Source organism: Bradyrhizobium sp. UFLA05-109, from assembly GCF_054185165.1.
Genome location: NZ_JBBIAR010000017.1, coordinates 1 through 21,457 on the forward strand (window position 1 = coordinate 1; position 21,457 = coordinate 21,457).

At 63.8% G+C, this 21,457-nt stretch carries 22 protein-coding genes; 18 read left to right on the forward strand and 4 right to left on the reverse strand.

Annotation, left to right across the window (positions count from 1 at the left end):
• The 8 genes from Q3C01_RS14425 to Q3C01_RS14460 form a co-directional block, all read left to right on the forward strand.
• A partial coding sequence (locus Q3C01_RS14425; protein ID WP_458145986.1) for a DUF3369 domain-containing protein occupies window positions 1-1,409 on the forward strand: 1,409 nt, incomplete at its 5' end.
• Between the two features lie 24 nt (window positions 1,410-1,433).
• Window positions 1,434-2,171, forward strand: a complete 738-nt coding sequence (locus Q3C01_RS14430) for a response regulator (protein WP_458145987.1) — start codon at window positions 1,434-1,436, stop codon at window positions 2,169-2,171.
• Window positions 2,172-2,475: 304 nt separating this feature from the next.
• A complete protein-coding gene (locus Q3C01_RS14435; protein WP_458145988.1) occupies window positions 2,476-3,087 on the forward strand; it encodes a sigma-70 family RNA polymerase sigma factor in 612 nt (203 codons plus the stop codon).
• A 474-nt stretch (window positions 3,088-3,561) separates the two neighbouring features.
• Complete coding sequence (locus Q3C01_RS14440) at window positions 3,562-4,260, forward strand: cytochrome c biogenesis CcdA family protein (RefSeq protein ID WP_458145989.1); 699 nt, start codon at window positions 3,562-3,564, stop codon at window positions 4,258-4,260.
• Between the two features lie 30 nt (window positions 4,261-4,290).
• A complete protein-coding gene (locus Q3C01_RS14445) occupies window positions 4,291-4,854 on the forward strand; it encodes a thioredoxin family protein (RefSeq protein ID WP_458145990.1) in 564 nt (187 codons plus the stop codon).
• Window positions 4,855-4,955: 101 nt separating this feature from the next.
• Window positions 4,956-5,942, forward strand: a complete 987-nt coding sequence (locus Q3C01_RS14450; protein ID WP_458145991.1) for a hypothetical protein — start codon at window positions 4,956-4,958, stop codon at window positions 5,940-5,942.
• A gap of 184 nt (window positions 5,943-6,126) precedes the next feature.
• Window positions 6,127-6,720: a L,D-transpeptidase gene (locus Q3C01_RS14455; RefSeq protein ID WP_458145992.1), complete on the forward strand. Its 594-nt coding sequence runs from the start codon at window positions 6,127-6,129 to the stop codon at window positions 6,718-6,720.
• A gap of 110 nt (window positions 6,721-6,830) precedes the next feature.
• A complete protein-coding gene (locus tag Q3C01_RS14460) occupies window positions 6,831-7,868 on the forward strand; it encodes an amino acid ABC transporter substrate-binding protein (protein ID WP_458145993.1) in 1,038 nt (345 codons plus the stop codon).
• Between the two features lie 283 nt (window positions 7,869-8,151).
• Here the strand turns inward: Q3C01_RS14460 and Q3C01_RS14465 are convergent, their stop codons facing one another.
• Both Q3C01_RS14465 and Q3C01_RS14470 read right to left on the reverse strand, forming a co-directional pair.
• A complete protein-coding gene (locus tag Q3C01_RS14465; RefSeq protein WP_458145994.1) occupies window positions 8,152-9,291 on the reverse strand; it encodes an acyl-CoA dehydrogenase family protein in 1,140 nt (379 codons plus the stop codon).
• A 152-nt stretch (window positions 9,292-9,443) separates the two neighbouring features.
• Window positions 9,444-10,658 carry an acyl-CoA dehydrogenase family protein gene (locus tag Q3C01_RS14470; protein ID WP_458145995.1) on the reverse strand — a complete coding sequence of 405 codons (1,215 nt, stop codon included), beginning with the start codon at window positions 10,656-10,658 and terminating at the stop codon, window positions 9,444-9,446.
• 157 nt (window positions 10,659-10,815) lie between these two features.
• Between Q3C01_RS14470 and Q3C01_RS14475 the strand changes: the two genes are divergently transcribed.
• Together Q3C01_RS14475 and Q3C01_RS14480 are read left to right on the forward strand one after the other, a co-directional pair.
• Complete coding sequence (locus tag Q3C01_RS14475) at window positions 10,816-11,361, forward strand: carboxymuconolactone decarboxylase family protein (protein WP_458145996.1); 546 nt, start codon at window positions 10,816-10,818, stop codon at window positions 11,359-11,361.
• Between the two features lie 215 nt (window positions 11,362-11,576).
• Complete coding sequence (locus tag Q3C01_RS14480; RefSeq protein WP_458145997.1) at window positions 11,577-12,071, forward strand: VOC family protein; 495 nt, start codon at window positions 11,577-11,579, stop codon at window positions 12,069-12,071.
• A 132-nt stretch (window positions 12,072-12,203) separates the two neighbouring features.
• On the opposite strand, the gene Q3C01_RS14485 is transcribed toward Q3C01_RS14480, so the two are convergent.
• Entirely contained in the window at window positions 12,204-13,451 is a 1,248-nt protein-coding gene (locus tag Q3C01_RS14485; protein WP_458145998.1) for an MFS transporter, read from the reverse strand.
• A gap of 188 nt (window positions 13,452-13,639) precedes the next feature.
• Between Q3C01_RS14485 and Q3C01_RS14490 the strand changes: the two genes are divergently transcribed.
• Window positions 13,640-15,709 carry a prolyl oligopeptidase family serine peptidase gene (locus tag Q3C01_RS14490; protein ID WP_458145999.1) on the forward strand — a complete coding sequence of 690 codons (2,070 nt, stop codon included), beginning with the start codon at window positions 13,640-13,642 and terminating at the stop codon, window positions 15,707-15,709.
• A gap of 12 nt (window positions 15,710-15,721) precedes the next feature.
• Here Q3C01_RS14490 and Q3C01_RS14495 read toward each other — a convergent pair whose 3' ends face one another.
• A complete protein-coding gene (locus Q3C01_RS14495; RefSeq protein WP_458146000.1) occupies window positions 15,722-16,408 on the reverse strand; it encodes a DUF938 domain-containing protein in 687 nt (228 codons plus the stop codon).
• A gap of 239 nt (window positions 16,409-16,647) precedes the next feature.
• Here Q3C01_RS14495 and soxX point away from each other — a divergent pair, with 239 nt between their 5' ends.
• From soxX to Q3C01_RS14530, 7 genes are all read left to right on the forward strand, one after another.
• Complete coding sequence (gene soxX, locus Q3C01_RS14500) at window positions 16,648-17,004, forward strand: sulfur oxidation c-type cytochrome SoxX (protein WP_458146001.1); 357 nt, start codon at window positions 16,648-16,650, stop codon at window positions 17,002-17,004.
• Between the two features lie 50 nt (window positions 17,005-17,054).
• Window positions 17,055-17,546, forward strand: coding sequence for a thiosulfate oxidation carrier protein SoxY (gene soxY / locus Q3C01_RS14505; protein ID WP_458146002.1), 492 nt, complete (start codon window positions 17,055-17,057; stop codon window positions 17,544-17,546).
• Window positions 17,547-17,559: 13 nt separating this feature from the next.
• Window positions 17,560-17,871 (forward strand): thiosulfate oxidation carrier complex protein SoxZ, encoded by a 312-nt coding sequence (gene soxZ, locus Q3C01_RS14510; RefSeq protein ID WP_458146003.1) that lies wholly within the window; start codon window positions 17,560-17,562, stop codon window positions 17,869-17,871.
• On the forward strand, window positions 17,871-18,734 hold the full coding sequence (gene soxA, locus Q3C01_RS14515) for a sulfur oxidation c-type cytochrome SoxA (RefSeq protein WP_458146004.1): 864 nt from the start codon (window positions 17,871-17,873) through the stop codon (window positions 18,732-18,734). Before soxZ ends, soxA begins: the two co-directional genes overlap by 1 nt.
• Window positions 18,731-19,051 carry a hypothetical protein gene (locus tag Q3C01_RS14520; RefSeq protein WP_458146005.1) on the forward strand — a complete coding sequence of 107 codons (321 nt, stop codon included), beginning with the start codon at window positions 18,731-18,733 and terminating at the stop codon, window positions 19,049-19,051. The genes soxA and Q3C01_RS14520 overlap by 4 nt, the downstream gene beginning before the upstream one ends.
• Before the next feature lie 61 nt (window positions 19,052-19,112).
• Complete coding sequence (gene soxB / locus Q3C01_RS14525) at window positions 19,113-20,861, forward strand: thiosulfohydrolase SoxB (RefSeq protein WP_458146006.1); 1,749 nt, start codon at window positions 19,113-19,115, stop codon at window positions 20,859-20,861.
• On the forward strand, window positions 20,858-21,316 hold the full coding sequence (locus Q3C01_RS14530; protein ID WP_458146007.1) for a DsrE family protein: 459 nt from the start codon (window positions 20,858-20,860) through the stop codon (window positions 21,314-21,316). The genes soxB and Q3C01_RS14530 overlap by 4 nt, the downstream gene beginning before the upstream one ends.
• Window positions 21,317-21,457: the final 141 nt, after the last annotated feature.

Here is a 21,457-nt window from a genome sequence, read left to right on the forward strand (position 1 = left end):
GACAGCCAGGCCAGGCGCCGGAGCGGCGCGTCATCGTCCAGTACGACATCAACGACTACAAGGCCAAGACCGAGCTCACCGCCGACAAGCTGTTCACCTCGCTGACCGCGGCGCTGCGTTCCTATCAGCAGCTCGAGCGCATGGTGCAGACAAGGCGCGGGCTCGAGATCATCATCGACGCCGCCTCCACCCTCTACGACTTCAAGTCGATGCAGCGGCTCGCCGAGGGCGTGCTGACCCAGCTCGCCTCGCTGCTCAATGTCGACTGCGCCGGTATACTGGTGCTGCGCGACAATGGCGGAGCGGCAGGCGCGGAACTGTCTGTGCTGGCCGGCTCCGGCTGCTACAGCCGCTTCATCGGCACCACCACCTCGAAGGCGCTCGACCCCGATCTGCGCGCGCTCGTGGAGGCCGCCTTCCAGCGCCGCAAGAACGAGTTCGCCGACCACCGCAGCGTGATCTATTTGCGCACCGGCAGCGGCCGCGAGGTCGTGGTGCTCTTGCAGGCCGAGCGCGAGCTCTCGGAAACCGACCGCTCGCTGGTCGAGATCTTCTCAAGCCGGCTCTCGATCGCCTTCGACAACGTCATCCTCTATCAGCAGCTCCAGGACGCCAATACCCAGCTCGAGGACCGCGTCGCCCAGCGTACCCGTGCCCTGATGCAGGCCAACCGGCGCCTCTCCGCGCAGTGGCTGCGCTTGCAGCGCGCCAACGGCTTCAAGAACGAGATTCTCGGCACCGTCGCCCATGACTTGAAGAATCCGCTCGGCGTCATCCTCGGCCGCACCGAGATGCTGAAGGAGCTGATCACGACGGGCGCCTCGAGCGGCGGCGTCATCGCCCAGGTCGATCACATTCGCGACGCCACCAAGCGCCTGACCACGATGGTCGATCACCTGATCTCGGACGCGATGGCCGACGCTTTCGACATCACGATCCGCCGCGAGCCGGTCGACGTCGCATCCCTGGTCCAGGAGGTCGCCGAGGCCAACCAGCCGCTCGCCGTCAACAAGCAGCAAACCATCAGCGTCACCGCGCCTGCAAACATCGTCACCATGTGCGACACCGATCGCATCCGCGAGGCGATCGACAATTTGATCAGCAATGCGATCAAATACAGTCCGATCGGCGGCAAGATCGGCGTGACCGTCACGCATGAGGGCAACGACACCGTCATTCGTGTCAACGACGAGGGCGCGGGCCTGTCGCCGGAGGATCTGGGTCGCCTTTTCGGCCGATTCCAGCGGCTTTCCGCAAAACCGACCGCGGGCGAGAGCTCGACAGGCCTTGGGCTTTCCATCGTCAAGCGTATTATCGACATGCATGGCGGCGAGGTGACCGCCGCCAGCGGCGGCCCCGGCAAGGGCTCGATCTTCACTATCACGCTACCCGCGACCGAATTGCCATAGTTTGAGTGCCAGGATCTGAATGACATGACCCAGAGCCAGCACATCATGATCGTCGACGACGAGGCCCCGGCCCGGGAAATGGTCGGCGATTACCTCAAGATGCACGGCTTCACCGTGACGCTGTGTGACGGTGGCAAGAGCTTGCGCACGGCGATCCAGGGCGGCATGCCCGATCTGGTCGTGCTCGATCTCAACATGCCCGAGGAAGATGGCCTGTCGATCATCCGCGACCTCAAGAGCCGCATCAACGTTCCGGTGATCATGCTCACGGCGACCGCGAGCCCGATCGACCGCGTCGTAGGGCTCGAGCTCGGCGCCGACGATTATGTCGCCAAGCCCTGCGAGCTGCGCGAGCTGATGGCTCGCATCCGCTCGGTGCTGCGGCGGAGCACGCCGGTGAAGGCGGTGGCGACGGAAACGGCGGCGGCAAAATCCGACAAGGATCAGCTCGTGCGCTTCGGCACCAAATGGCTCGACCTCGAGGCGCAGGCGCTGCGCGACGACGAAGGCAACGAGCATCCGCTGACCGCATCCGAATTCGGGCTGCTCAAGGTGTTCGCAGCCAATCCGAAGCGTGTGCTGTCGCGCGAGCGTCTCCTCGAGCTCGCCAATGCGCGCGACGCCGAGGCCTTCGACCGCGCCGTCGATCTGCGCATCATGCGCATCCGCCGCAAGATCGAGCCCGATCCGACCAAGCCCGCCGTGATCCGCACGATCAGAGGCGGCGGCTATCTGTTCTCGCCGTCGGGCGAGAAGGCGTAGCGTCGATCAAGGATCGCGATGCCCTCCTGGCGAAAGCCAGGACGACATCGAGATTAGAGCGGCGGCGAACGCGGAAATGAAAGATTCGTTCCTGCCTCCGCAAGGTCCGCAGCCCCGTAAATCCCGTACATTGAATTAATTGATTTTTTTACTCCGAATATTTCGTCGCAAGCCTCGCGACGAAACAATTTGGCGGCGCACGAAACCATTTTCCGCTTGTCGCGCAGACGTCCCGAAACGCTGGCTCTTTAACACTTTGATCCAAGGAAACGCCGCTCGGTTGCGGCGCTACGGGGAGCCAGTCATGCAGAATGTCGTCGCCATCAACGCCCAGGCCAGCGAGGGCATCATTGCCGCTCAGGCGACATCGGACGAAATGCTTCTGGAAAGCATTGCCGACGGCAACCGGACGGCCATGCACATCCTGTACTGCCGTCACAATGTGCGGGTGTACCGCTTCATCCTGCGCATCGTGCGCGACGCCACCACTGCCGAAGACCTCGTGAGCCAGGTCTTCCTGGACGTGTGGCGGACCGCCAGCCAATTCCAGGGCCGCTCGCAAGTCTCGACCTGGCTGCTCTCGATCGCCCGCTTCAAGGCGCTGACCGCAATGCGCCAGCGCCGCTTCGAGGACATCGACCAGGAAGACGTGCGCCAGATCCCGGACGAGCACGACACGCCGGAGACGGCGCTCGACCGCAACGACACCAGCGCGATCCTGCGCGCCTGCGTGGCAAAACTGTCGCCGGCGCACCGCGAGATCATCAATCTCGTCTACTACCACGAGAAATCGGTGGAGGAGGTCGGCCAGATCATCGGCATCCCCCAGAGCACGGTGAAGACCCGGATGTTCTACGCCCGTAAGCAACTGGCCGATTTGCTGAAAGTTGCCGGCGTCGACCGCTTCGCCGCCTAAAGATTTGTGATTTCAAAGGGATGGGACCGCATCTGCGGCCCTGTCCCGGGACACGAAAGCGTTACCGCCGACGAAACAATTGAAACGAACCACAACATCAGGCGGAAAAACTTCCCCCGTATAAAGCTCCATACGGTTTGCTTAAACCTCCCAAGGACCTCCAACGACCCGGACGGTGTGCCCGCCTCCGGGTCGTTTTATATTTGGGGGTGGTCACGAGGCGCTGGTGCGACGCGCTTGAGTGAGGTGCGTACCGTTCTCTCATTCCCTCCCCCCCTTGCGGGGAGGGCAGGCAGGGGGGTGCAACGAACTCCGACCTCGCCCGGGGCTACCCCCTCCCTAACCCTCCCCCACAAGGGGGAGCGAACGCAGCGGAGCAGACGGCGACGGCTGCCCGTCACGAATGCGTGACGCTCTGTAACGACGTGCGGCTTCGTCCCGAATAGCCTCGTGACCCCATCCACGAGTGCCCCGATGCTCGACCTGATCTTTGCTGTCCTTGCCGGCGTCCTCACCATCGCCGCGCCCTGCACGCTGCCGGTGCTGCCGATCCTGCTCGGGGCATCCATCGGCCGCGCGGGACGCCTGCGGCCGGCGATGATTGCGCTGGGCTTCGTCATCTCGTTTTCCGCAACTGCGCTACTGCTCGGCGCGATCACGCACCTGTTCGACTTCGACCCGAACGTGCTGCGTTCGGCTGCGGCCATTCTGCTGCTTGGCTTCGGCCTGCTGATGCTGTGGCCGGCGCCGTTCGAGTGGCTGTCGATCCGGCTTCATGGCTGGCTTGATTTGGGCACATCGCAGAACGCGCAGCGCGAGGGCGCGCTTGGCGGGCTGGTGCTCGGCACCACGCTCGGCCTCGTCTGGACGCCCTGCGCAGGGCCCGTGCTCGGCTCGATCCTCACCCTGGTGGCAACCTCGAAGAACCTGGCCTGGGCCGGCACGCTTCTGATCGCCTATGCTATCGGCGCGGCGCTGCCGATGCTTGCGATTGCCTATGGCGGACAGGCCGTGACCACGCGCGTGGCCAGCATCGCGCGCATCTCGCCGCGTCTGCAGCAGGCCTTTGGCGTCGTCGTGATTGCCTTCGCGCTCGCCGCCTACTTCCAATACGACACGCTGATCGTGGCGTGGCTCACCGGGTTCTATCCCACCGGCCAGATCGGCCTGTGATCACCCCACATCTCACCGGAGGACGTTTCCATGACTCTCAAACTGCTCGCCGTCTCCGCCGCACTGATCGGCCTCGCTGTGACCGGCGCCGTCATTCCCGGCATCTGCGACGAGGCCGCGCCCGCGGCGTCGATCAAGGTCGCGGCCGCCAGCCAGGACACCGCACCGGACTTCACCGGCATCAGCAACTGGTTCAACTCGAAGCCGCTGAGCCTCGCCGACCTCCGCGGCAAGGTGGTGCTGGTGGATTTCTGGACCTATGGCTGCGTCAACTGCGTCAACACATTGCCGCATGTCACCGAGCTCTACGCCAAGTACAGGGACAAGGGCCTGGTCGTGGTCGGCGTGCACACGCCGGAATTTCCGTTCGAGCGCTCTGCTTCCAACGTGCAAGCCGCGCTGAAGCGTCACGGCATCAGCTATCCGGTGGCGCAGGACAACGACTCCCGGACCTGGAATGCCTACCGCAACCAGTATTGGCCGGCGCAATACATCATCGACCAGAGCGGCAAGATCGTCTTCCAGCACGAAGGCGAAGGCAGTTATGATACGATCGACCGCACGGTCGCTCGCCTGCTCAATGCCAATAGCTGATCCCGCGCGGACATCACGAGGCCGGCTCGCATGCCGCTGTTGTTGCTTGACTCCACGGACCCGTCCGTGGAGTTTCGTGCCGACGGAATCGACCGCCCGAAATGGACGACGCCACCACCAGCGACGACATCCGCCTTCGTGAAGGCTCCTCAATTGCGCAGCGGCTGGTGATCGCCGGCTTCGCGGCAATCGTTTCGCTTTGCTTCACGCCAGGCTTGTTTGCGCACGATGTCCTGGAACTGGTCATCTCCGTGCTCGCGCTGCTCCTCGGAGCGGCGTTCATCGGCGGCGTCATGCTTGCACCGGCGGTGGTGTGGATCATCACGCCGAATGAAATCCTGATCGGTCAGCAGCGCCCGTTCGGACGGCTTCGCACCAGGATCGTCGCGAAAGACGAAATCTCGCAACTACAGGTCCAGGGACAGGTCCAGGCGCGCAAGGCGTCCACGACGCGCTTCCATCTGGCCTTCACGCTTGCGTCGGGGGAGCGCCTGACGTCCCCACCCATCTCCGACGTCACGCATGTCCGCGACACCGTTGCCCGGATCGCCGCGCAGTTCGGCGTTCCCAATGTCGAGCCACCGGTCAATCCGCTCGATGCCGCCAATCCCGAGATGCATCTCGGCGAGCCCGTCGAGCCGTTCTCCAACAGGGACATCAGGATCGTTGCATTGATCGTCGCCGGACTGTCCGCCGTTCCCTACGCCTACAAGCTCTGGCGCGGTCTGTCGCCCGGCCTGGTCGACATCCTGCTGCTGCCGATCGGCGCGGTCGCCGCGTTCGCCGTTCACAGATATGCCAATCTCGTGACGGGCGCCTTCTGGATCATCCGGCAGGGCGATGTTCGCGTTGAACGCTTGTCGGGCGACGGTAGCTTGCGCGCGGACCATATCGAGGGACGCGACGTCGAGGCGATCACGGTCGAGCGCCGCGGTCGATCCGAGGACGAGCACTGCATCGTCGCGATCAGATTGCGGTCCGGACAAAGGTTTCGCAGCCCCCGCATCGGCTCGCGGCCAGAGGCACGCGCCGTGGGCACCGAGATCGTCCGGCGGCTCGGAATAGGGCCTGAGAACAACCGGATCTAGCAGTCCTCGCCGCGCGGACACGGCTTTTCGCGCCATACCCCCTGTTCGTGGCATTGAGGCATGTCAAAAAACCAAAACATCCTAGTGACATACCAGCCGGGCGCGCCATTAACTTGCCATGAAGCTGCCCCTGAGTTTTGATGGTTCCGAATGATTTGCAATGTGGCAGCGGGGAGAGCTTGAAATGACGGATTTTCGTCGCCTGACAGGGATGTTGATCACCGCGCTCGGCCTGATCCTCCCCACCTCCTACGCCTGCGCCCAGCAGCCCGACCGCGGCGATGAGCCAGGCCTGATCGCGGACGACAGCTACGAGCTCGATCCGGAATGGCAGAAGCAGGTCGTCTATTACCGCACGACCGAAGCGCCGGGCACCATCATCATCTCGACCTCGGAGCGTCACCTCTATCTGGTGCAGCCCGGCGGGCGCGCGATCCGCTACGGCATCGGCGTCGGCCGCGACGGTTTCCAGTGGCAGGGACTGGTGAACATCACCAACAAGAAGGAGTGGCCGGACTGGACGCCGCCGCCGGAGATGATCCAGCGCCAGCCCTATCTGCCGCGCTTCATGGCCGGCGGTCCCGGCAATCCGCTCGGCGCCCGCGCCATGTATCTCGGCACCACCGTTTACCGCATCCATGGCACCAACCGCCCTGATACGATCGGCACCAAGGTGTCTTCAGGCTGCTTCCGTCTCGTCAACAATGACGTCGCCGATCTCTACGATCGCGTCCCGGTCGGGACCAAGGTGGTGATCCGGCAGAAGCCCGAACTCTAAGGGTCATCGTTTGAGCATGATTTTTCGGAAAGCCGCTTCGGACTTTTCCGGATCATGCTCTCCGCCTTCGTCCAAACTCCTTTTCCCGATTATTTCGAGAGAGACAAATCATGCGCACTTTTCGAGGCGGCCTGCTGATCGGGCTCGCGGTCGCTGTCCTGGTCGGCGCTTTGGCCGTTGTCTATGAGATGTACGACACCCGCACGCTGAAGCGCACGGTCCGGCGTGGCGAAGTGTTCTGCGGCGTCAACAAGGGCCTGCCGGGCTTCTCGATCCCCGACGACAAGGGCAACTGGACTGGCTTCGACGTCGATTTTTGCCGCGCGGTGGCGGCGGCCATCTTCAACGATCCGAGCAAGGCCAAGTTCATTCCGCTCGACGCCAGCGAGCGCTTCAAGGAATTGCAGAGCCGAAAGGTCGACATCCTCTCGCGCAACTCGACCTGGAGCATGGCGCGTGAGCTCGACTACGACCTCTATTTCCCGGCAGTCGCCTACTACGATGGCGAAGGATTCATGCTGCCCCGCTCGCGCAACAAGGAGACCGCGCTGGACCTCAACGGCAGCAAGGTCTGCGTGCAGTCGGGCACCACGACGCTGCTCAACCTCGCGGACTATTTCCGCGCCAACAACATGAAGTATGAAGAGGTGAAGTTCGACAAGCTCGAGGACGTCGTCAAGGCCTATGACACCGGCAAGTGCGACACGCTGACCGCCGACGTCTCCCAGCTCTACGCGTTGCGGCTCAACCTTTCCAAGCCCGGCGACCACATGATCCTCCCGGACATGATCTCCAAGGAGCCGCTCGCACCCGTCGTGCGCCAGCGCGACGACGACTGGATGATGATCGTGAAGTGGACGCTCTACGCCATGATCAACGCCGAGGAGTTAGGGGTCACCTCGGAGAACATCGACGAGGCCCTGAAGTCGAAGAAGCCCGAAGTGATGCGCCTCGTCGGCACCGAAGGCAATTACGGCGAGCAGCTTGGGCTGACCAAGGACTGGGCCGTGCGCATCATCCGCCACGTCGGCAATTACGGCGAGATGTACGAGCGCAATATCGGCGAGAAATCCAAGCTGAAAATCCCGCGCGGCATGAACCAGCTCTGGAACGCGGGTGGCGTGCAGTACGCACCGCCGATGCGGTAGTAGATTTCAAGCGCAGCCACGCTCTCAATCGTCATGCCCGGGCTTGTCCCGGGCATCCACGTCTTTGGGCACGGCATACGCGGATGCGCGTGGATGGCCGGGACGAGCCCGGCCATGACGAATGGCGTCACAAGTGCCACTCTCTCCCGTCATCCTGATGAGCGCGGAACGCGCGTCTCGAAGGATGAAGTCCGAGATGCGAGAGCCAGGCTCTCATGGTTCTCTAGGCGATGCGCAGCATCGTCCGGGAGACGGCGCTGCGCTTCGCCTCACTCAATACGCCTCAATACCCCCTTGCCCTTGCCAGCTGCTCGGCGTGGTAATTGGCATCGCCGAACAATTCCTCGCAGACGCGGGCGCGCTTCATGAAGAAGCCGATGTCGAACTGGTCGGTCATGCCCATGCCGCCATGCATCTGCACGCCTTCCTGAACCGCACGGGTCGCAGTAGTGCCGGCGCGCGCTTTCGCGACCGAGACGGCTGACGCGGCCTTGGCGGCATCGGCATCGAGCGCCTGCATCGCCTTCATGACGGCGGCGCGGGTGATCTCGATGTCAACATAGAGCTCGGCGGCACGGTGCTGAAGCGCCTGGAATTCGCCGATCAGCTTGCCGAACTGCTTGCGCTGCTTGAGGTACTCGACGGTGCGGCCGAACACCTCTTCGCTCAGGCCCACCATTTCGGAGGCGACCGCGCCGCGGCCGATATCGAGCACGCCGTCGAGCAGCTCGGCGCCCCGATCGAACTCGCCGAGCACGCTGTCGGCATTGACCTCGACATTATTGAACTCGATACGCGCCGCATTGTGTGCATCGACCATGATGGTACGCTCGATGGCAACGCCCTTGGCCGCAGGGTTGACCAGGAATAGCGTCAAGCCCTCGCGTTCACCGGCGGAGCCCGCCGTGCGCGCCGCAACGATGAACAAGTCGGCGACATGGCCGTCGACGACCAGCGCCTTGGCGCCGGAAAGCTTGAAACCGTTGCCGGCGCGGACGGCTTGCAGATTGGTCTGGAGCGGCCGGTGCTTGGCGCCCTCGTCGATCGCGAGGCTGGCGAGCAGCGAGCCGTTCGAGATCTTCGGCAAGTAGTCCGATTTCTGCGCGGCATTGCCGCCACGCGTGAGCGCGGACGCGGCGACCACGCTTGTCGCCAGGAACGGCGACGGCATCAGCGTGCGACCGATCTCCTCCATGACGATTCCGGCTTCGACGCAGCCGAGGCCGCTGCCGCCGAACTCTTCCGGCACGAGGAGGCCGGCAAAGCCCATCTCGGCGAAGGAGTGCCACAGCTCCTTGGAGAAGCCGGTCGGATCCTTTGAGTCGCGCAGGTGCCGCAGATGCGACACCGGCGCCTTGTCGCTGATCAGCCCGCGCGCAGAGTCGCGGAGCATCGATTGTTCTTCGGTGAGGACGAGGGCCATGATTCAAATCTCTAACGTCTGGTGAAATGCATGTTTGTTGTTCGTGTCATTCCGGGCGATGCGCAGCATCGAACCCGGAATCTCGAGGTTCCACAATGCGCAATTGCGCATTGGGGTTCGCGCTCTCGCGCGCCCCGGAACGACGGAACGCCTCACGCCCCCGGCAGATCGAGGATGCGTTTTGCGACGATGCCGAGCATGACCTCGGACGTACCGCCCTCGATCGAGTTGGCCTTGGTGCGCAGCCAGGCGCGCGGGCGGGCGCCTTGCCTGGAACGCTCGCTCTCCCATTCCAGCGCGTCGACGCCGCCGGCCGACATCAGGATCTCGTAGCGGCGCTTGTTGAGCTCGGTACCGTAATATTTCATTGCGGATGAGAACGCCGGATGCGCCTGTCCCGCCTTGGCGAGGTCGACCGCGCGCTCGGCGCAGGCTGCGAGCGCCGCTTCATCGACATCGAAGCTCGCGATCTGGCCGCGCAGCATCGCATCGTCGAGCTTGCCCTGCGCATCGGCGCCGACGGAATCGGCAGCGATCTGACCGAGCGGGCGGCCGACGCCGCGCTCGCCCATGCCCGAGATCATCGCGCGCTCGTGCTGCAGCAGATATTTTGCGACGTCCCAGCCGCGATTGACGGTGCCAACCACGTGAGACTTCGGCACGCGGACATTGTCGAAGAAGGTCTCGCAGAACGGCGAATAGCCGGAGATCAGAAGGATCGGCTTGGTCGAGACACCCTTCGAGGTCATGTCGAACAGGATGAAGCTGATGCCGTCGTGCTTCTTCGCCACCGGATCGGTCCGCACCAGGCAGAAGATCCAGTCGGCATAGTTCGCATAGGACGTCCAGATCTTCTGGCCGGTGATGACGAAATCGTCGCCGTCGCTCTCCGCGCGGGTCTGTAGCGAAGCGAGATCGGAGCCGGCATTGGGCTCGGAGTAGCCCTGGCACCAGCGGATCAGGCCCGCCGCGATCTTCGGCAGATGCTCCTTCTTCTGCGCTTCGTTGCCGTATTTGAGCAGCGCCGGCCCGAGCATCCAGATGCCGAAGCTCGACAGCGGCGGACGTGCGCCGATTTTTGCCATCTCGCTGCGCAGCACCTTGTGCTCGGCAGGCGACAGGCCGCCACCGCCATATTCCTTCGGCCAATCCGGAACGGTCCAGCCCTTGTCGCGCATACGCTCGAACCAGACCCGCTGCGGCTCGGACGAAAATCTCGCATTGCGCCCGCCCCAGAACACGTCGGCGTCGGAGGCCGCTGGCTTGCGCATTTCGGGTGGGCAGTTGGCTTCCAGCCAGGCGCGCGTCTCGTTGCGAAATGTTTCGAGCTCGGTTGATTCGAAATCCGGCGCTTTTGAGTCGGTCATGGGTCGCTTCCGTCCATCAAGGTCAGCTTGTTGCTATGACTCTGGGCCATCGCACCGCGGAATTCAACCTATTCCGTATGCTCCACCTACTCACACTGTTCTTCGTCAGGCTATAGTCGTCAGCACGGCAAGGCTTGAAAACACAGAGGAAACGACAATGCGCCTGAAGCTACTTTCGCCTGGCGAAATGAGCGATGACCAGCGGCAGACCTATGACGAGTCGGTTGCCGGAAAACGCGGTAAGCCACCGGCACCGATGATGGCCTGGCTCAACAGCCCGGAGATGGCGCGCCACGCCACGCGGCTCGGCGAGGTCCTGCGCTTCAACACGGTATTTCCCGCAAAGCTCTCGGAGATCGCAATTCTCGTGACGGCGCGGCATTGGACCTCGCATTACGAATGGTACGCTCACAAGCGCCTGGCGCTTCAGGGCGGGATGGAGCCGGAGATTATCGACGCGATCCGCGACCGCCGTACGCCGGAGTTCGACGATCCCAGAGGGAAGATGATCTACGACGTCGCGAAGTCGCTGCACGAGGGCCATGGCGTCGAAAAGGGGCTCTACGACGAGGCCGTCGCGCTGCTCGGCGAGCGCGGAGTCGTCGAGGTAATCGGGCTGTGCGGCTACTACACGCTGGTGTCGATGACGCTGAACAGCTTTGAATTCGATCTGCCGGAGGGGGCCGTGTCGGAGCTGAGCTGAAGCGCGATGAGATTGGGAAGATTCGTCATCGCGCTTTAGGTTGTTGTTTGAGCATGATCTCTGCGCAAACGCGTTCCGCGTTTGTCGCGACGGAAACCGCTAGGCACTTTTCCGGATCATGCTGGTTGCCGATCCGGAAACGCTGAGTTTCAGTATAGGCCAGTTCCCCTGTTCCGCAGCAGTCCCTATGTGGTGTGGAGTAACGGAGCAGCAGCATGTCACCAAATCCCGCCGTCAACGCAGGCACCCGCATCGGCCATGTTCACCTGAAGGTCGCCGATCTCGATCGCGCGCTCGGCTTCTATTGCGGCGTGCTGGGTTTTGAGCTGATGCAGCGAATGGGCTCCGGCGCGGCCTTCATCTCGGCGGGCGGCTATCATCATCACATCGGCCTCAACACCTGGGAGAGCAAGGGCGGCTCGCCGCCACCGCCGGGCACGACCGGGCTCTATCATACTGCGATCCTCTATCCGACGCGGCCGGCGCTTGCAGATGCGCTGCATCGCGTGCTCTCCGCTGGCATTGCACTCGACGGCGCGAGCGACCATGGCGTGTCCGAGGCGCTCTATTTGCGCGATCCCGACGAGAACGGCGTCGAGCTCTATTGGGACCGGCCGCGGGAGCAGTGGCCGCTCACGCCGGACGGCAAGCTTGCGATGTTCACGAAGCGGCTGGATCTGGAAGATTTGCTGAACCAGCGGGAGACGTGACTTCGTAGGGTGGGCAAAGCGGAGCGTGCCCACCACTTCTGTCGCAATCGTGAAGAGATGGTGGGCACGGCGCTCCGCGCCTTTGCCCACCCTACGATTCCGACCCCGCGGGAAGAACTCAGCAGAACTACGTCAAATCGCATCCGGAAACTCGCCCATCGCGGCTTCCAGCCGCGCCTTGCGACGGCGCGCCCAGGAGGCGAATGAGAGGACGGCAAGGCCCAGCAGCACCGGCGGGAACACCACCATGTTCACCGCGGACCAGCCGTAATTCGCGAGCAACTGCCCCGAGGAGAACGAGCCGATCGCCATCATGCCGAAGACGAGGAAATCGTTGAACGCCTGCACCTTGTTGCGTTCGTTCGGGCGGTGCGTCTCCAGCACCAGCGCGGAGGCGCCGATGAAGGAGAAATTCCACCCCACCCCGAGCACGATCAGCGTCGCCCAGAAGTGCATCGCGGTGATGCCGGAGAGGCCGATCGCCGCGGCGCCCGCCTCCAGCAAGAGGCCGGTGGCGACGATCTTCGGCGCGCCGAAGCGTGCGATCAAGGCGCCGGTGAAGAAGCTCGGGCCGTACATGGCGACAATGTGCCATTGAATGCCGAAATTGGAATCGCTGACGCTGAGGCCGCAGAGCTTCATGGCGAGCGGCGCCGAGGTCATCACCAGGTTCATCATGGGATAGGCGATCACGCCGCACAGCGCCGCCGCGATGAAGCGCGGCTGCCGCACGATGCGCAGCAGCGGCCGCCCGCCGTGCAGGTCGGCCGCGGCCGGCTTCGGCATGTCAACGCCGGCAACGATGCCCATCGCGATCAGCGCTACCGCCGCCTGCACCACGAAACTGAAAGCGAACAGATAAGGCGGCCAGACGTCCATGGTCCATTGCACGAGCTGCGGACCGAGCACGCCGGCGAACACGCCGCCCGCCATCACCAATGACACCGCCTTGGGCCGGTAGGCGGTGCTGGCGCCGTCGGCGGCGGCGAAGCGATAGGATTGCGCGACCGAGCCATAGAGGCCGCCGAGGAAGGTCGCGACGCAAAACAGCGCGAACGAGCCGTTGAGGATCGCAAACGAGCCGACGAGGCCGGTGAGCGTGCCGCAGGCGGTGCCGATGATGAAGGCCATGCGGCGGCCGAAGCGTCGCGAGATCGCGCCGGTCGGCAACGTGCCGGCGGCAAGGCCGAGCACATACATCGACAGCGGTACGGTCGCCAGCGACATGTCGGGCGCGAGCGTCGCGCCGACGATCGAGCCGGTGGCGAAGATCACGGCCGAATTGGCGCCGGTCAGCGCCTGCGCCGCCGCAAGGCGCAGCACATTGGCACGCACGCGAACGTCGTCGGCAATCTCGTCGGCTGAAGTCACGTCCAACATCGGCATTTCCGCCCGGCAGCGCTGGTTTGATTCCCGGCACTATGGCGGGGCGCGCCGGAGCGGACAACCGGCGCAAACGGGCGCGGGCCATGCCGAGGGCGCAATTGGACAGCACCTAACAGGCCGCGCTATCAAAGCCTTGCGCTCGATCAAGTCAGACTTTGCAAGTTCGCTTTGGAGTTCGGATCATGCCCGTTGACGACAGGCCCACGTTGACCGCGCCGGACGATGATCCCTATCTCTGGCTGGAAGACATCGAAGGCGGGCGAGCGCTCGATTTCGTCGAGCGGCAGAATCGCCTGACACTGGACAAGTTCGGCGGCCCAGCCTTCGCGCGCGACAGCGATATTCTGGCTGCGATCTACGACCGGCCGGACAATATTCCCTTCGTCAGGCGTCGCGGGGCTCATCTCTACAATCTCTGGAAGGATGCGGCGAACCCGCGCGGCCTATGGCGGCGGACAACCCTCGCGGAATTTCGCAAAGCCGTGCCCGCCTGGGAGACCTTGCTCGACATCGACCAGCTCGCCGCCAACGAGGGCAAGGACTGGCTTCTAAACTGGATCACATCGAGCCCAGGACATCAGCGCGTCATCCTGAGCCTGTCGCGCGGCGGCAGCGATGCCGTCACCTTGCGCGAGTTCGACATCGAGACGAAGAGCTTTGTCGCTGATGGTTTTGTGCTGCCGGAGGCCAAGAGCAGCGCCGACTGGCTCGATGCCGATACGCTCCTGCTCTCCAGCGCCTATGGCGCGGACATGGCGACGACGTCCGGCTACGCCAAAACAATCCGGCTGTGGCAGCGCGGCCAACAGGTCGAGCAGGCACAGGTGATCTTCGAGACCACCGCCGACCGCATGCGGGTCTATTGCGGCGTCGACGACACCGGACCGGCGTCGCGCGCCTGGATCGTCGATCAGGTCGACTTCTTCAATTTCGCAATCTGGCTTCGCGATGCAGCCGGCGTGCTCACGCAGCTCGATCTGCCGACTGGCGTGCGGATGCAGGCGCATGGCGACTGGTTCGCCATGAAGCTGCGGCGGCCTTGGACCGTTGCAGGACGAGAGTACGCGGCGGACAGCGTGCTCGGCATCTCGCTCTCGGCATTTCTCGCAGGCCACCGCGACTTCACCGTCCTGTTCGAGCCCGGCCCGCGGCGTGCGTTGCAAGGCCTGTTCTGGACCGCGGGCAAGCTGGTGCTTCCGATCCTCGACGAGTTGCGGCCGGTCCACGAGATCTGCACGCCCTCGCCCAACGGCTGGAGTCGCAAGACGCTGCGCGGACTTCCGGACATCGGCGTGGTCGACGTCTGGCGCCTTGACCACCATGAGTCCGGAAGCAATGGCGACCTGCTCGCCAATATTCAGGATCCGCTTACTCCGCCATCCCTGATGATGAGCGAGAGTGGCATCGCCAGCCCCATCGTGCTGAAGCAGGCGCCGAAAACGTTCATTGCCGACGGTCTCGTGGTCACACAGCACGAGGCGATCTCCATCGACGGCGAGCGCATCCCCTACGTGCAGACAGGGCCCGCCGGTGAGACCGGCGATGCGCCGGTCTATATGAGCGCCTATGGCGGCTTCGCTCATTCGGTGAAGCCGTACTACAATCCGGCGCTCGGCAGGCTGTGGCTGGAGCGCGGCGGCACTACGGTGCAGGCGAATTTGCGCGGCGGCGGCGAGTTCGGCACGCGCTGGCACGATGCCGGACGGCTGGCCGGCAAGCGGCTGTCACATGATGATTTCGCGGCGGTCGCCGCCGATCTCGTGCGACGTGGCGTCACGCGGGCTAAGCGCATCGCGGCGCAGGGCGGCTCGAACGGCGGTATCCTCATCACCAACATGCTGACGCGCTATCCCGAGCGATTCGGCGCGTTGTTCTGCACGATCCCGCTGGTCGACATGCGCCGCTACACCAAGCTGCTGGCGGGCGCGAGCTGGATAGCGGAATATGGCGACCCAGATAAGCCTGAGGAGTGGGAGTGGCTGAAGACTTATTCGGCCTATCATGCCGCAAAGCCCGGCCAGCCCTATCCGCCGATCCTGATCGCGACGACGCGGCGGGACGATCGCGTCCATCCCGGACATGCGCGCAAGATGGCCGCAAAGCTCCAGGCCATGGGCTACGAGGCTTTTTTCTATGAGCCGGCCGCGGGCGGCCATGGCTACGGCAAGGACAACAAGGAGCGCGCCGGCTTCCAGGTGCTCGGCTTTGAATTCCTGAAGAGCCGGATCGGCTGGCACGACAACGAGGCGTAGCCGCCTCGCAGCTCAGGCCTTCGCGAACACCAGCGTGAGATTGTTGGCGGGCATGTCGATGAGATCGACGAGGCGCAGGCCCGCGTGCTGTGCGAGCTTCTCGACGTCGCCGAGATCGCGCACGCCCCATTCCGCGTTGCCTTCGCGCAAGGAGGTGTCGAACACCGCGTTGCTGAGCGCGGTGTGCTTGCCGCCGCGCTTGAAGGGACCGTAGAGGACCAGCGTGCCGCCAGGCCGCAAATAGCGGCCGGCACCGGCGAACAAGCCCTCGGCCACGTTCCATGGCGCGATGTGGATGACATTGGCGCAGAACACCGCCGCGAGATCCTTCGGACCTTCCTTGGGACCTTCGCCGCCCTTCATCTCCGGGCACCAGTCCGGATCGGACAGATCAACCCGCAACGGCGGGCGGATGTTTGGCAGGCCGGAGTAGACCCGCCAGGCTTCGATGCTCTTCAGATGCCGCTGATTGAGGTCGCTCGGCCACCAGACGAGATCGGGCGCATGGCGGGCGAAGTGGACCACGTGCTGGCCGGTTCCGCTGCCGACCTCGACCACATCGCCTTGGCGGCCGGCGAGATGTTTCTCCAGCGCTGCCCAGATCGGCTCGTGATTGCGATGGAACGCCGGTGCATCGAGCCGCCCGTCGGGCTCAACCCGCCCGCCGTCCTTGCCAAATTCGACGACATATTCAGCCACTTGAGGCCTCCGGGAAAACGACAACGAGATAAAAACGTCACTGGACGCCAAGACGCCCCAAAATCACTGGCTCTGTCAGAGCCTAAACTGCCGAACAAATAGTCTCTTCGGTTGCAATGCGGAAGACATTAACTCCAATTTGCGACCTGCATAGTCGCGATTGTCAGGCGAGGCCCTTTGTGCTTTGAGCACTATAATTCGCGAATGCAAACATCGACATAATGCCTCGGACCGATGCCTTGACCGCCTTTCCCCGGAAGCCCGCTCTGGTCTTCATCCTGGCCGCCCTCGCCGCGGTTGTCGCAGGGCCCGCGCGCGCCCAATCCGCAAGCGCCGAGGGACAAAAGCTCGCCTTCGACCGCGGCAAGGGCAATTGCCTGACCTGCCACGTGATCAGGGGCGGCGACCTGCCCGGCACGATCGGCCCGGAGCTGAAGGACATCAAGGCAAAATACCCCGACCGCAACGAGCTCTTCGCGATCCTGTTCGACGAGACCAAGCGCAACCCGCAGACCATGATGCCGCCGTTCGGACGGAACCGGATTTTGACCGAACAGGAGATCAACGCGATCGTTGATTTCCTCCAGACCCTGTAGCGGCGCCGATACCTTAAGGGATCGCTGAGGCGATCGACCAGGAGACCACGATGAGTGCAGCGACCGGCCTTCTCGCGACGCGGCGCCTGATCCTGCAGGGCGCGGCCTCCGTTGCGCTGATCGGCCTCGGCAATCTGCCGTTTGCGAGCGCGCCAGCGCGCGGCGCGGCCAACGACAAATATCCGGAAGAGGCGTTCAAGCAGAAGAGCGAGGCCGACGCGATCAAGGCACTCTATGGCAAGACCGCCGAGCCGTCCGACAAGATCAAGCTCGACGCGCCCGAGATCGCCGAGAACGGCGGCGTCGTGCCGATCTCCGTGACGACCACGCTCGAGAAGGTAACCTCGATCTCGTTCTTCGTCGCGGAGAACCCGAACGCGCTGGCGGCAAGCTACAAGATTCCGGACGGCACGATCCCGAGCGTCGCCAATCGACTGAAGATGGCGAAGACCACCAACGTGGTCGCGATCGTCGAGGCCGATGGCAAACTCTTCAGCGCGACCAAAGAGGTCAAGGTCACCGTCGGCGGCTGCGGCGGATAGGAGGACAAGTCCGATGGCATCAAGCATACGCGTGCGCGCAACATCCAACGGCGACACCACCGAGGTGCAGGCGCTGATCCAGCACCCCATGGATTCCGGCTTCGTCAAGGACACCAAGGGCGAGCTGATCCCGGCGCATTTCATCCAGGAACTGAAATTCGAATATAACGGCAAGGACGTCTTCGTCGCCGATTGGGGCCCGGCCGTCTCCAAGGATCCCTACGTCAAGTTCAGCTTCAAGGGGGCGAAGAAAGGCGACGATCTCAAGATCTCCTGGACCGACAACAAGGGTGCATCGGATACGACCACCGCGAAGATCTCGTGATGAAGATGCGCTCGGCAATCTGGCTCGGCTCCGCGCTCGTCGCGCTCGCGGCGCTCGGCTTCACCGCACAGCGCGTGATCGCGGCCGACAAGATCGATCCCGCAACAGAGGCCAAGGCGTTCCAGCACTTCTTCTTCCAGAAATTTCCGAACGTGAAGCACGAGGATTTCGTCAACGGTCCTTATTCCATGAACGAGGACATGAAGCGGCAGTGGCAGGAGAAGGAGGAGTTCCCGCCCTACGAGTTCGCGCTGGACGCCGGCAAGGAGATGTTTGCGACCCCGTTCAAGAACGGCAAGACCTACGCCGACTGCTTCCCGAACGGCGGCATCGGCATCCGCCAGAACTATCCTTACTTCGACGAGAAGGAAGGCAAGGTCGTCACGCTCGAGCTCGCGCTCAACCGCTGCCGCGAGGCCAATGGCGAGGCGCCCTACTCCTACGTCAAGGACGAGATGGCCTCGCTGACCGCTTACATGGCGTTTACCTCACGCGGCAAGCCGATGGACATCAAGATCCCGGACGATCCGCGCGCGATCGAGGCCTACGAGAACGGCAAGCGCTATTTCTACACGCGGCGCGGGCAGATGAACTTCTCCTGTGCGAGCTGCCATGTGCAGAGCCCGGGCGAGCGCATCCGCGCGGAAGTGCTGGCGCCGGCGCTCGGCATCATGAACGCTCTGCCGATCTACCGCAGCGAATGGAGCGGCATGGGCACGACCACCCGCCGCCTCATGACCTGCAACAGCCAGACCCGCGCGGTTCCGCTGGAACCGCAATCGGACGAGTACCGCGACGTCGAATATTACCTGTCCTATGTCGCCAATGGCTTGCCGATTTCCGGGCCGGGAGCACGGCCATGAGCACGACGATGATCGGAATGCGATCCCTGGCGCTCGTGTTGCTGCTGGCGGCTGCTACTGCGCCCGCGCGGGCGGCAACCGAAGCCGACTACAAAGCAGCCTATGCCGCGGCGGACGCAGCGAGCAAGGAGGCCGCTGGTTTGCGTAATCAGTGGACCACGACCATCTCGACGCTCGCGGCCGCGAAGAAGGCCGGCGACAGCGGCGATTTCGACCGTGCGGTTGCTGCCGCCAAGGAGGCCGAAGCGCTGGCGAAGGCCTCGATCTTCCAAGCGACGTCGGAAAAAGACGCCTGGAAGGCGATGGAAATCCGCTAGACTGGCTTCTAGTGGAACCTTCCGACGATCTTCCTCTTCTCAAGGGCGCGGAGAATTTGAGATGGCCATCCGCCGCCGCGATGTCCTGAGAGCCGCAGGTGCTGCCGTCGTCACGGCCGGGCTGCCGCGGCTTTCGCGCGGCGCCGACACCACCAGCATCTACGACCTCGAACGCTTCGGCAATGCGCGCATCCTGCACATCACCGATACGCATGCGCAGCTCAACCCGGTCTATTTCCGCGAGCCCAGCGTCAATATCGGCATCGGCGAGATGGCTGGACGGCCCCCGCACCTGGTCGGGCGCGCCTTCCTCGAGCGTTTCGGCATCCGGTCCGACAGCGCGGACGCCTATGCATTCACCTGCTTCGAGTTCGAGAAGTCCGCGGCCCGCTTCGGCAGGCTCGGCGGCTTTGCGCATCTGAAGACGCTGATCGACCGCTTGCGCAACGACGTCGGCGAGCAGCATTCACTGCTTCTCGACGGCGGCGACCTCTGGCAGGGCACCGGCCTTGCCAACACCATGCAGGGCCGCGACATGGTCGAGGTGGCGAATCTGCTCGGCATCGAGGCGATGACCGGCCACTGGGAGTTCACCTATGGCGAGCAGGCGCTGCGCGACAATCTCGAGCGCTTCAAGGGCGAGTTTCTGGCGCAAAACGTCTTCCTGACCGAGGAAGCCGCCTTCAACGATGCGCGCGCCTTCGACAAGGCGACGGGGCGCGTGTTCAAGCCATCGACCATCAAGGAGCTCGGCGGCTATCGCGTTGCGATCATCGGCCAGGCCTTCCCCTACGTGCCGATCGCGCATCCCAAGCGCTTCACGCCGGACTGGACCTTTGGCATCCGCGAGGAGGAGCTGCAGAAGCTCGTCGACGGCTTGCGCGGCAATGACAAGGTCGATGCCGTGATCCTGCTGTCGCATAACGGCATGGACGTCGATCTGAAGCTTGCGAGCCGCGTCACCGGTATCGACGTCATCCTCGGCGGCCACACCCATGACGCCGTCCCGCAACCGGTGGCGGTGAAGAATGCGAGCGGCACGACGCTCGTCAGCAATGCCGGCTCGAATGGCAAGTTTCTCGCCGTGCTCGATCTCCAGCTCGCCAAGGGCAAGGTCAGCGATATCAGATATCATCTGCTGCCGGTCTATTCCGAGCTCTTGAAGCCGGATCCCGCGATGGCCGAGCTGATCGGCAAGGTGCGGGCGCCGCACGTCACCGACTGGTCGGAGAAGCTCGCAACGCCCGACCGCCTGCTCTATCGCCGCGGCAATTTTTCCGGCCCCATGGATGAGCTCATCTGCTCGGCACTGCGCCACGAACTCGATGCCGAGATCGCACTGTCGCCGGGTTTTCGCTGGGGTGTCACCGCGCTCGCCGGCCAGCCGCTCACGCTCGAGGATGTGCTGGCGGAGACCGCGATCTCCTATCCCGAGACCTATGTGCAGGAAATGACCGGCGACCAAATCAGGGACGTGCTGGAGGACATCTGTGACAACCTCTTCAACGCCGATCCCTACCACCAGCAGGGCGGCGACATGGTGCGCGCCGGCGGGCTCAATTACATCTGCACGCCGACCGCCGCGATCGGCAGCCGCATCTCCGCGCTGACGCTCGATAGCGGCAAGCCGGTTGAGGCGCACCGGCGCTACAAGGTCGCGGGCTGGGCGTCGGTCAACGCCCAGCAAGGCGCGCCTGTCTGGGACGTGGTCACAAAATATCTGCGCGCGGGGAGGATGCCCGAGAACAAGGGCTCCGGCGTCGCGCTGAGGGGCGTCGAGGACAATCCGGGAATTGCAGGACAAGGATGACGCGTTCGCCAAATCGTCGCGCCATGCTGTTGGCGCTGGTCGCATGGGCTCTGGCGCTGCCAGCCTTTGCGCAGCAGGTGCCGTTGCAGGACAAGCCGTTTGCCGAGCACAAGATCGTGCTCCAGCTCTCCGACGGCGATACCAAGAAGCAGGCGCTGGTGCTCAGCGTCGCCAACAATCTCCTGAAAGCCTATGACCCAGACAAGGTCGCGATCGAGGTGGTGGCGTTCGGTCCGGGCATCGATCTCCTGCTGAGCGCCAATGACCATCGCAAGCAGGTCGAAAGCCTGATCGCCCAGGGCGTCCGCTTCGACATCTGCCTCAACACCGTCGACACGATCGAGCGCGAGACCGGCCGGCGGCCGGATTTCATCGCCTCCGCAACGCCCGTGCAGGTCGGGGTCGGCCAGATCCTGTTCCTGACCGAAAATGGCTACACGCTGGTGCGGCCGTAACGGCGCTCTCGTCATTCGGTGGCGGTCCGCAGGACCGAACCCGGAATCCATCCCTTCACTGGGTCTGCGGACAAATGGATTCCGGGCTGCGCATCGCCCCGGAATGACCGGAGAGATCCGTGGCCTCCATCCTCCCATTCG

What these genes read in the sequence shown, in the direction of transcription:
- Q3C01_RS14430 (WP_458145987.1), top strand. Translation starts at nt 1,434, where the DNA reads ATGACCCAGAGCCAGCACATCATGATCGTCGACGACGAGGCCCCGGCC.
- Q3C01_RS14435 (WP_458145988.1), top strand. Translation starts at nt 2,476, where the DNA reads ATGCAGAATGTCGTCGCCATCAACGCCCAGGCCAGCGAGGGCATCATT.
- Q3C01_RS14440 (WP_458145989.1), top strand. Translation starts at nt 3,562, where the DNA reads ATGCTCGACCTGATCTTTGCTGTCCTTGCCGGCGTCCTCACCATCGCC.
- Q3C01_RS14445 (WP_458145990.1), top strand. Translation starts at nt 4,291, where the DNA reads ATGACTCTCAAACTGCTCGCCGTCTCCGCCGCACTGATCGGCCTCGCT.
- Q3C01_RS14450 (WP_458145991.1), top strand. Translation starts at nt 4,956, where the DNA reads ATGGACGACGCCACCACCAGCGACGACATCCGCCTTCGTGAAGGCTCC.
- Q3C01_RS14455 (WP_458145992.1), top strand. Translation starts at nt 6,127, where the DNA reads ATGACGGATTTTCGTCGCCTGACAGGGATGTTGATCACCGCGCTCGGC.
- Q3C01_RS14460 (WP_458145993.1), top strand. Translation starts at nt 6,831, where the DNA reads ATGCGCACTTTTCGAGGCGGCCTGCTGATCGGGCTCGCGGTCGCTGTC.
- Q3C01_RS14465 (WP_458145994.1), bottom strand. Translation starts at nt 9,291, where the DNA reads ATGGCCCTCGTCCTCACCGAAGAACAATCGATGCTCCGCGACTCTGCG.
- Q3C01_RS14470 (WP_458145995.1), bottom strand. Translation starts at nt 10,658, where the DNA reads ATGACCGACTCAAAAGCGCCGGATTTCGAATCAACCGAGCTCGAAACA.
- Q3C01_RS14475 (WP_458145996.1), top strand. Translation starts at nt 10,816, where the DNA reads ATGCGCCTGAAGCTACTTTCGCCTGGCGAAATGAGCGATGACCAGCGG.
- Q3C01_RS14480 (WP_458145997.1), top strand. Translation starts at nt 11,577, where the DNA reads ATGTCACCAAATCCCGCCGTCAACGCAGGCACCCGCATCGGCCATGTT.
- Q3C01_RS14485 (WP_458145998.1), bottom strand. Translation starts at nt 13,451, where the DNA reads ATGTTGGACGTGACTTCAGCCGACGAGATTGCCGACGACGTTCGCGTG.
- Q3C01_RS14490 (WP_458145999.1), top strand. Translation starts at nt 13,640, where the DNA reads ATGCCCGTTGACGACAGGCCCACGTTGACCGCGCCGGACGATGATCCC.
- soxY (WP_458146002.1), top strand. Translation starts at nt 17,055, where the DNA reads ATGAGTGCAGCGACCGGCCTTCTCGCGACGCGGCGCCTGATCCTGCAG.
- soxZ (WP_458146003.1), top strand. Translation starts at nt 17,560, where the DNA reads ATGGCATCAAGCATACGCGTGCGCGCAACATCCAACGGCGACACCACC.
- soxA (WP_458146004.1), top strand. Translation starts at nt 17,871, where the DNA reads ATGAAGATGCGCTCGGCAATCTGGCTCGGCTCCGCGCTCGTCGCGCTC.
- Q3C01_RS14520 (WP_458146005.1), top strand. Translation starts at nt 18,731, where the DNA reads ATGAGCACGACGATGATCGGAATGCGATCCCTGGCGCTCGTGTTGCTG.
- soxB (WP_458146006.1), top strand. Translation starts at nt 19,113, where the DNA reads ATGGCCATCCGCCGCCGCGATGTCCTGAGAGCCGCAGGTGCTGCCGTC.
- Q3C01_RS14530 (WP_458146007.1), top strand. Translation starts at nt 20,858, where the DNA reads ATGACGCGTTCGCCAAATCGTCGCGCCATGCTGTTGGCGCTGGTCGCA.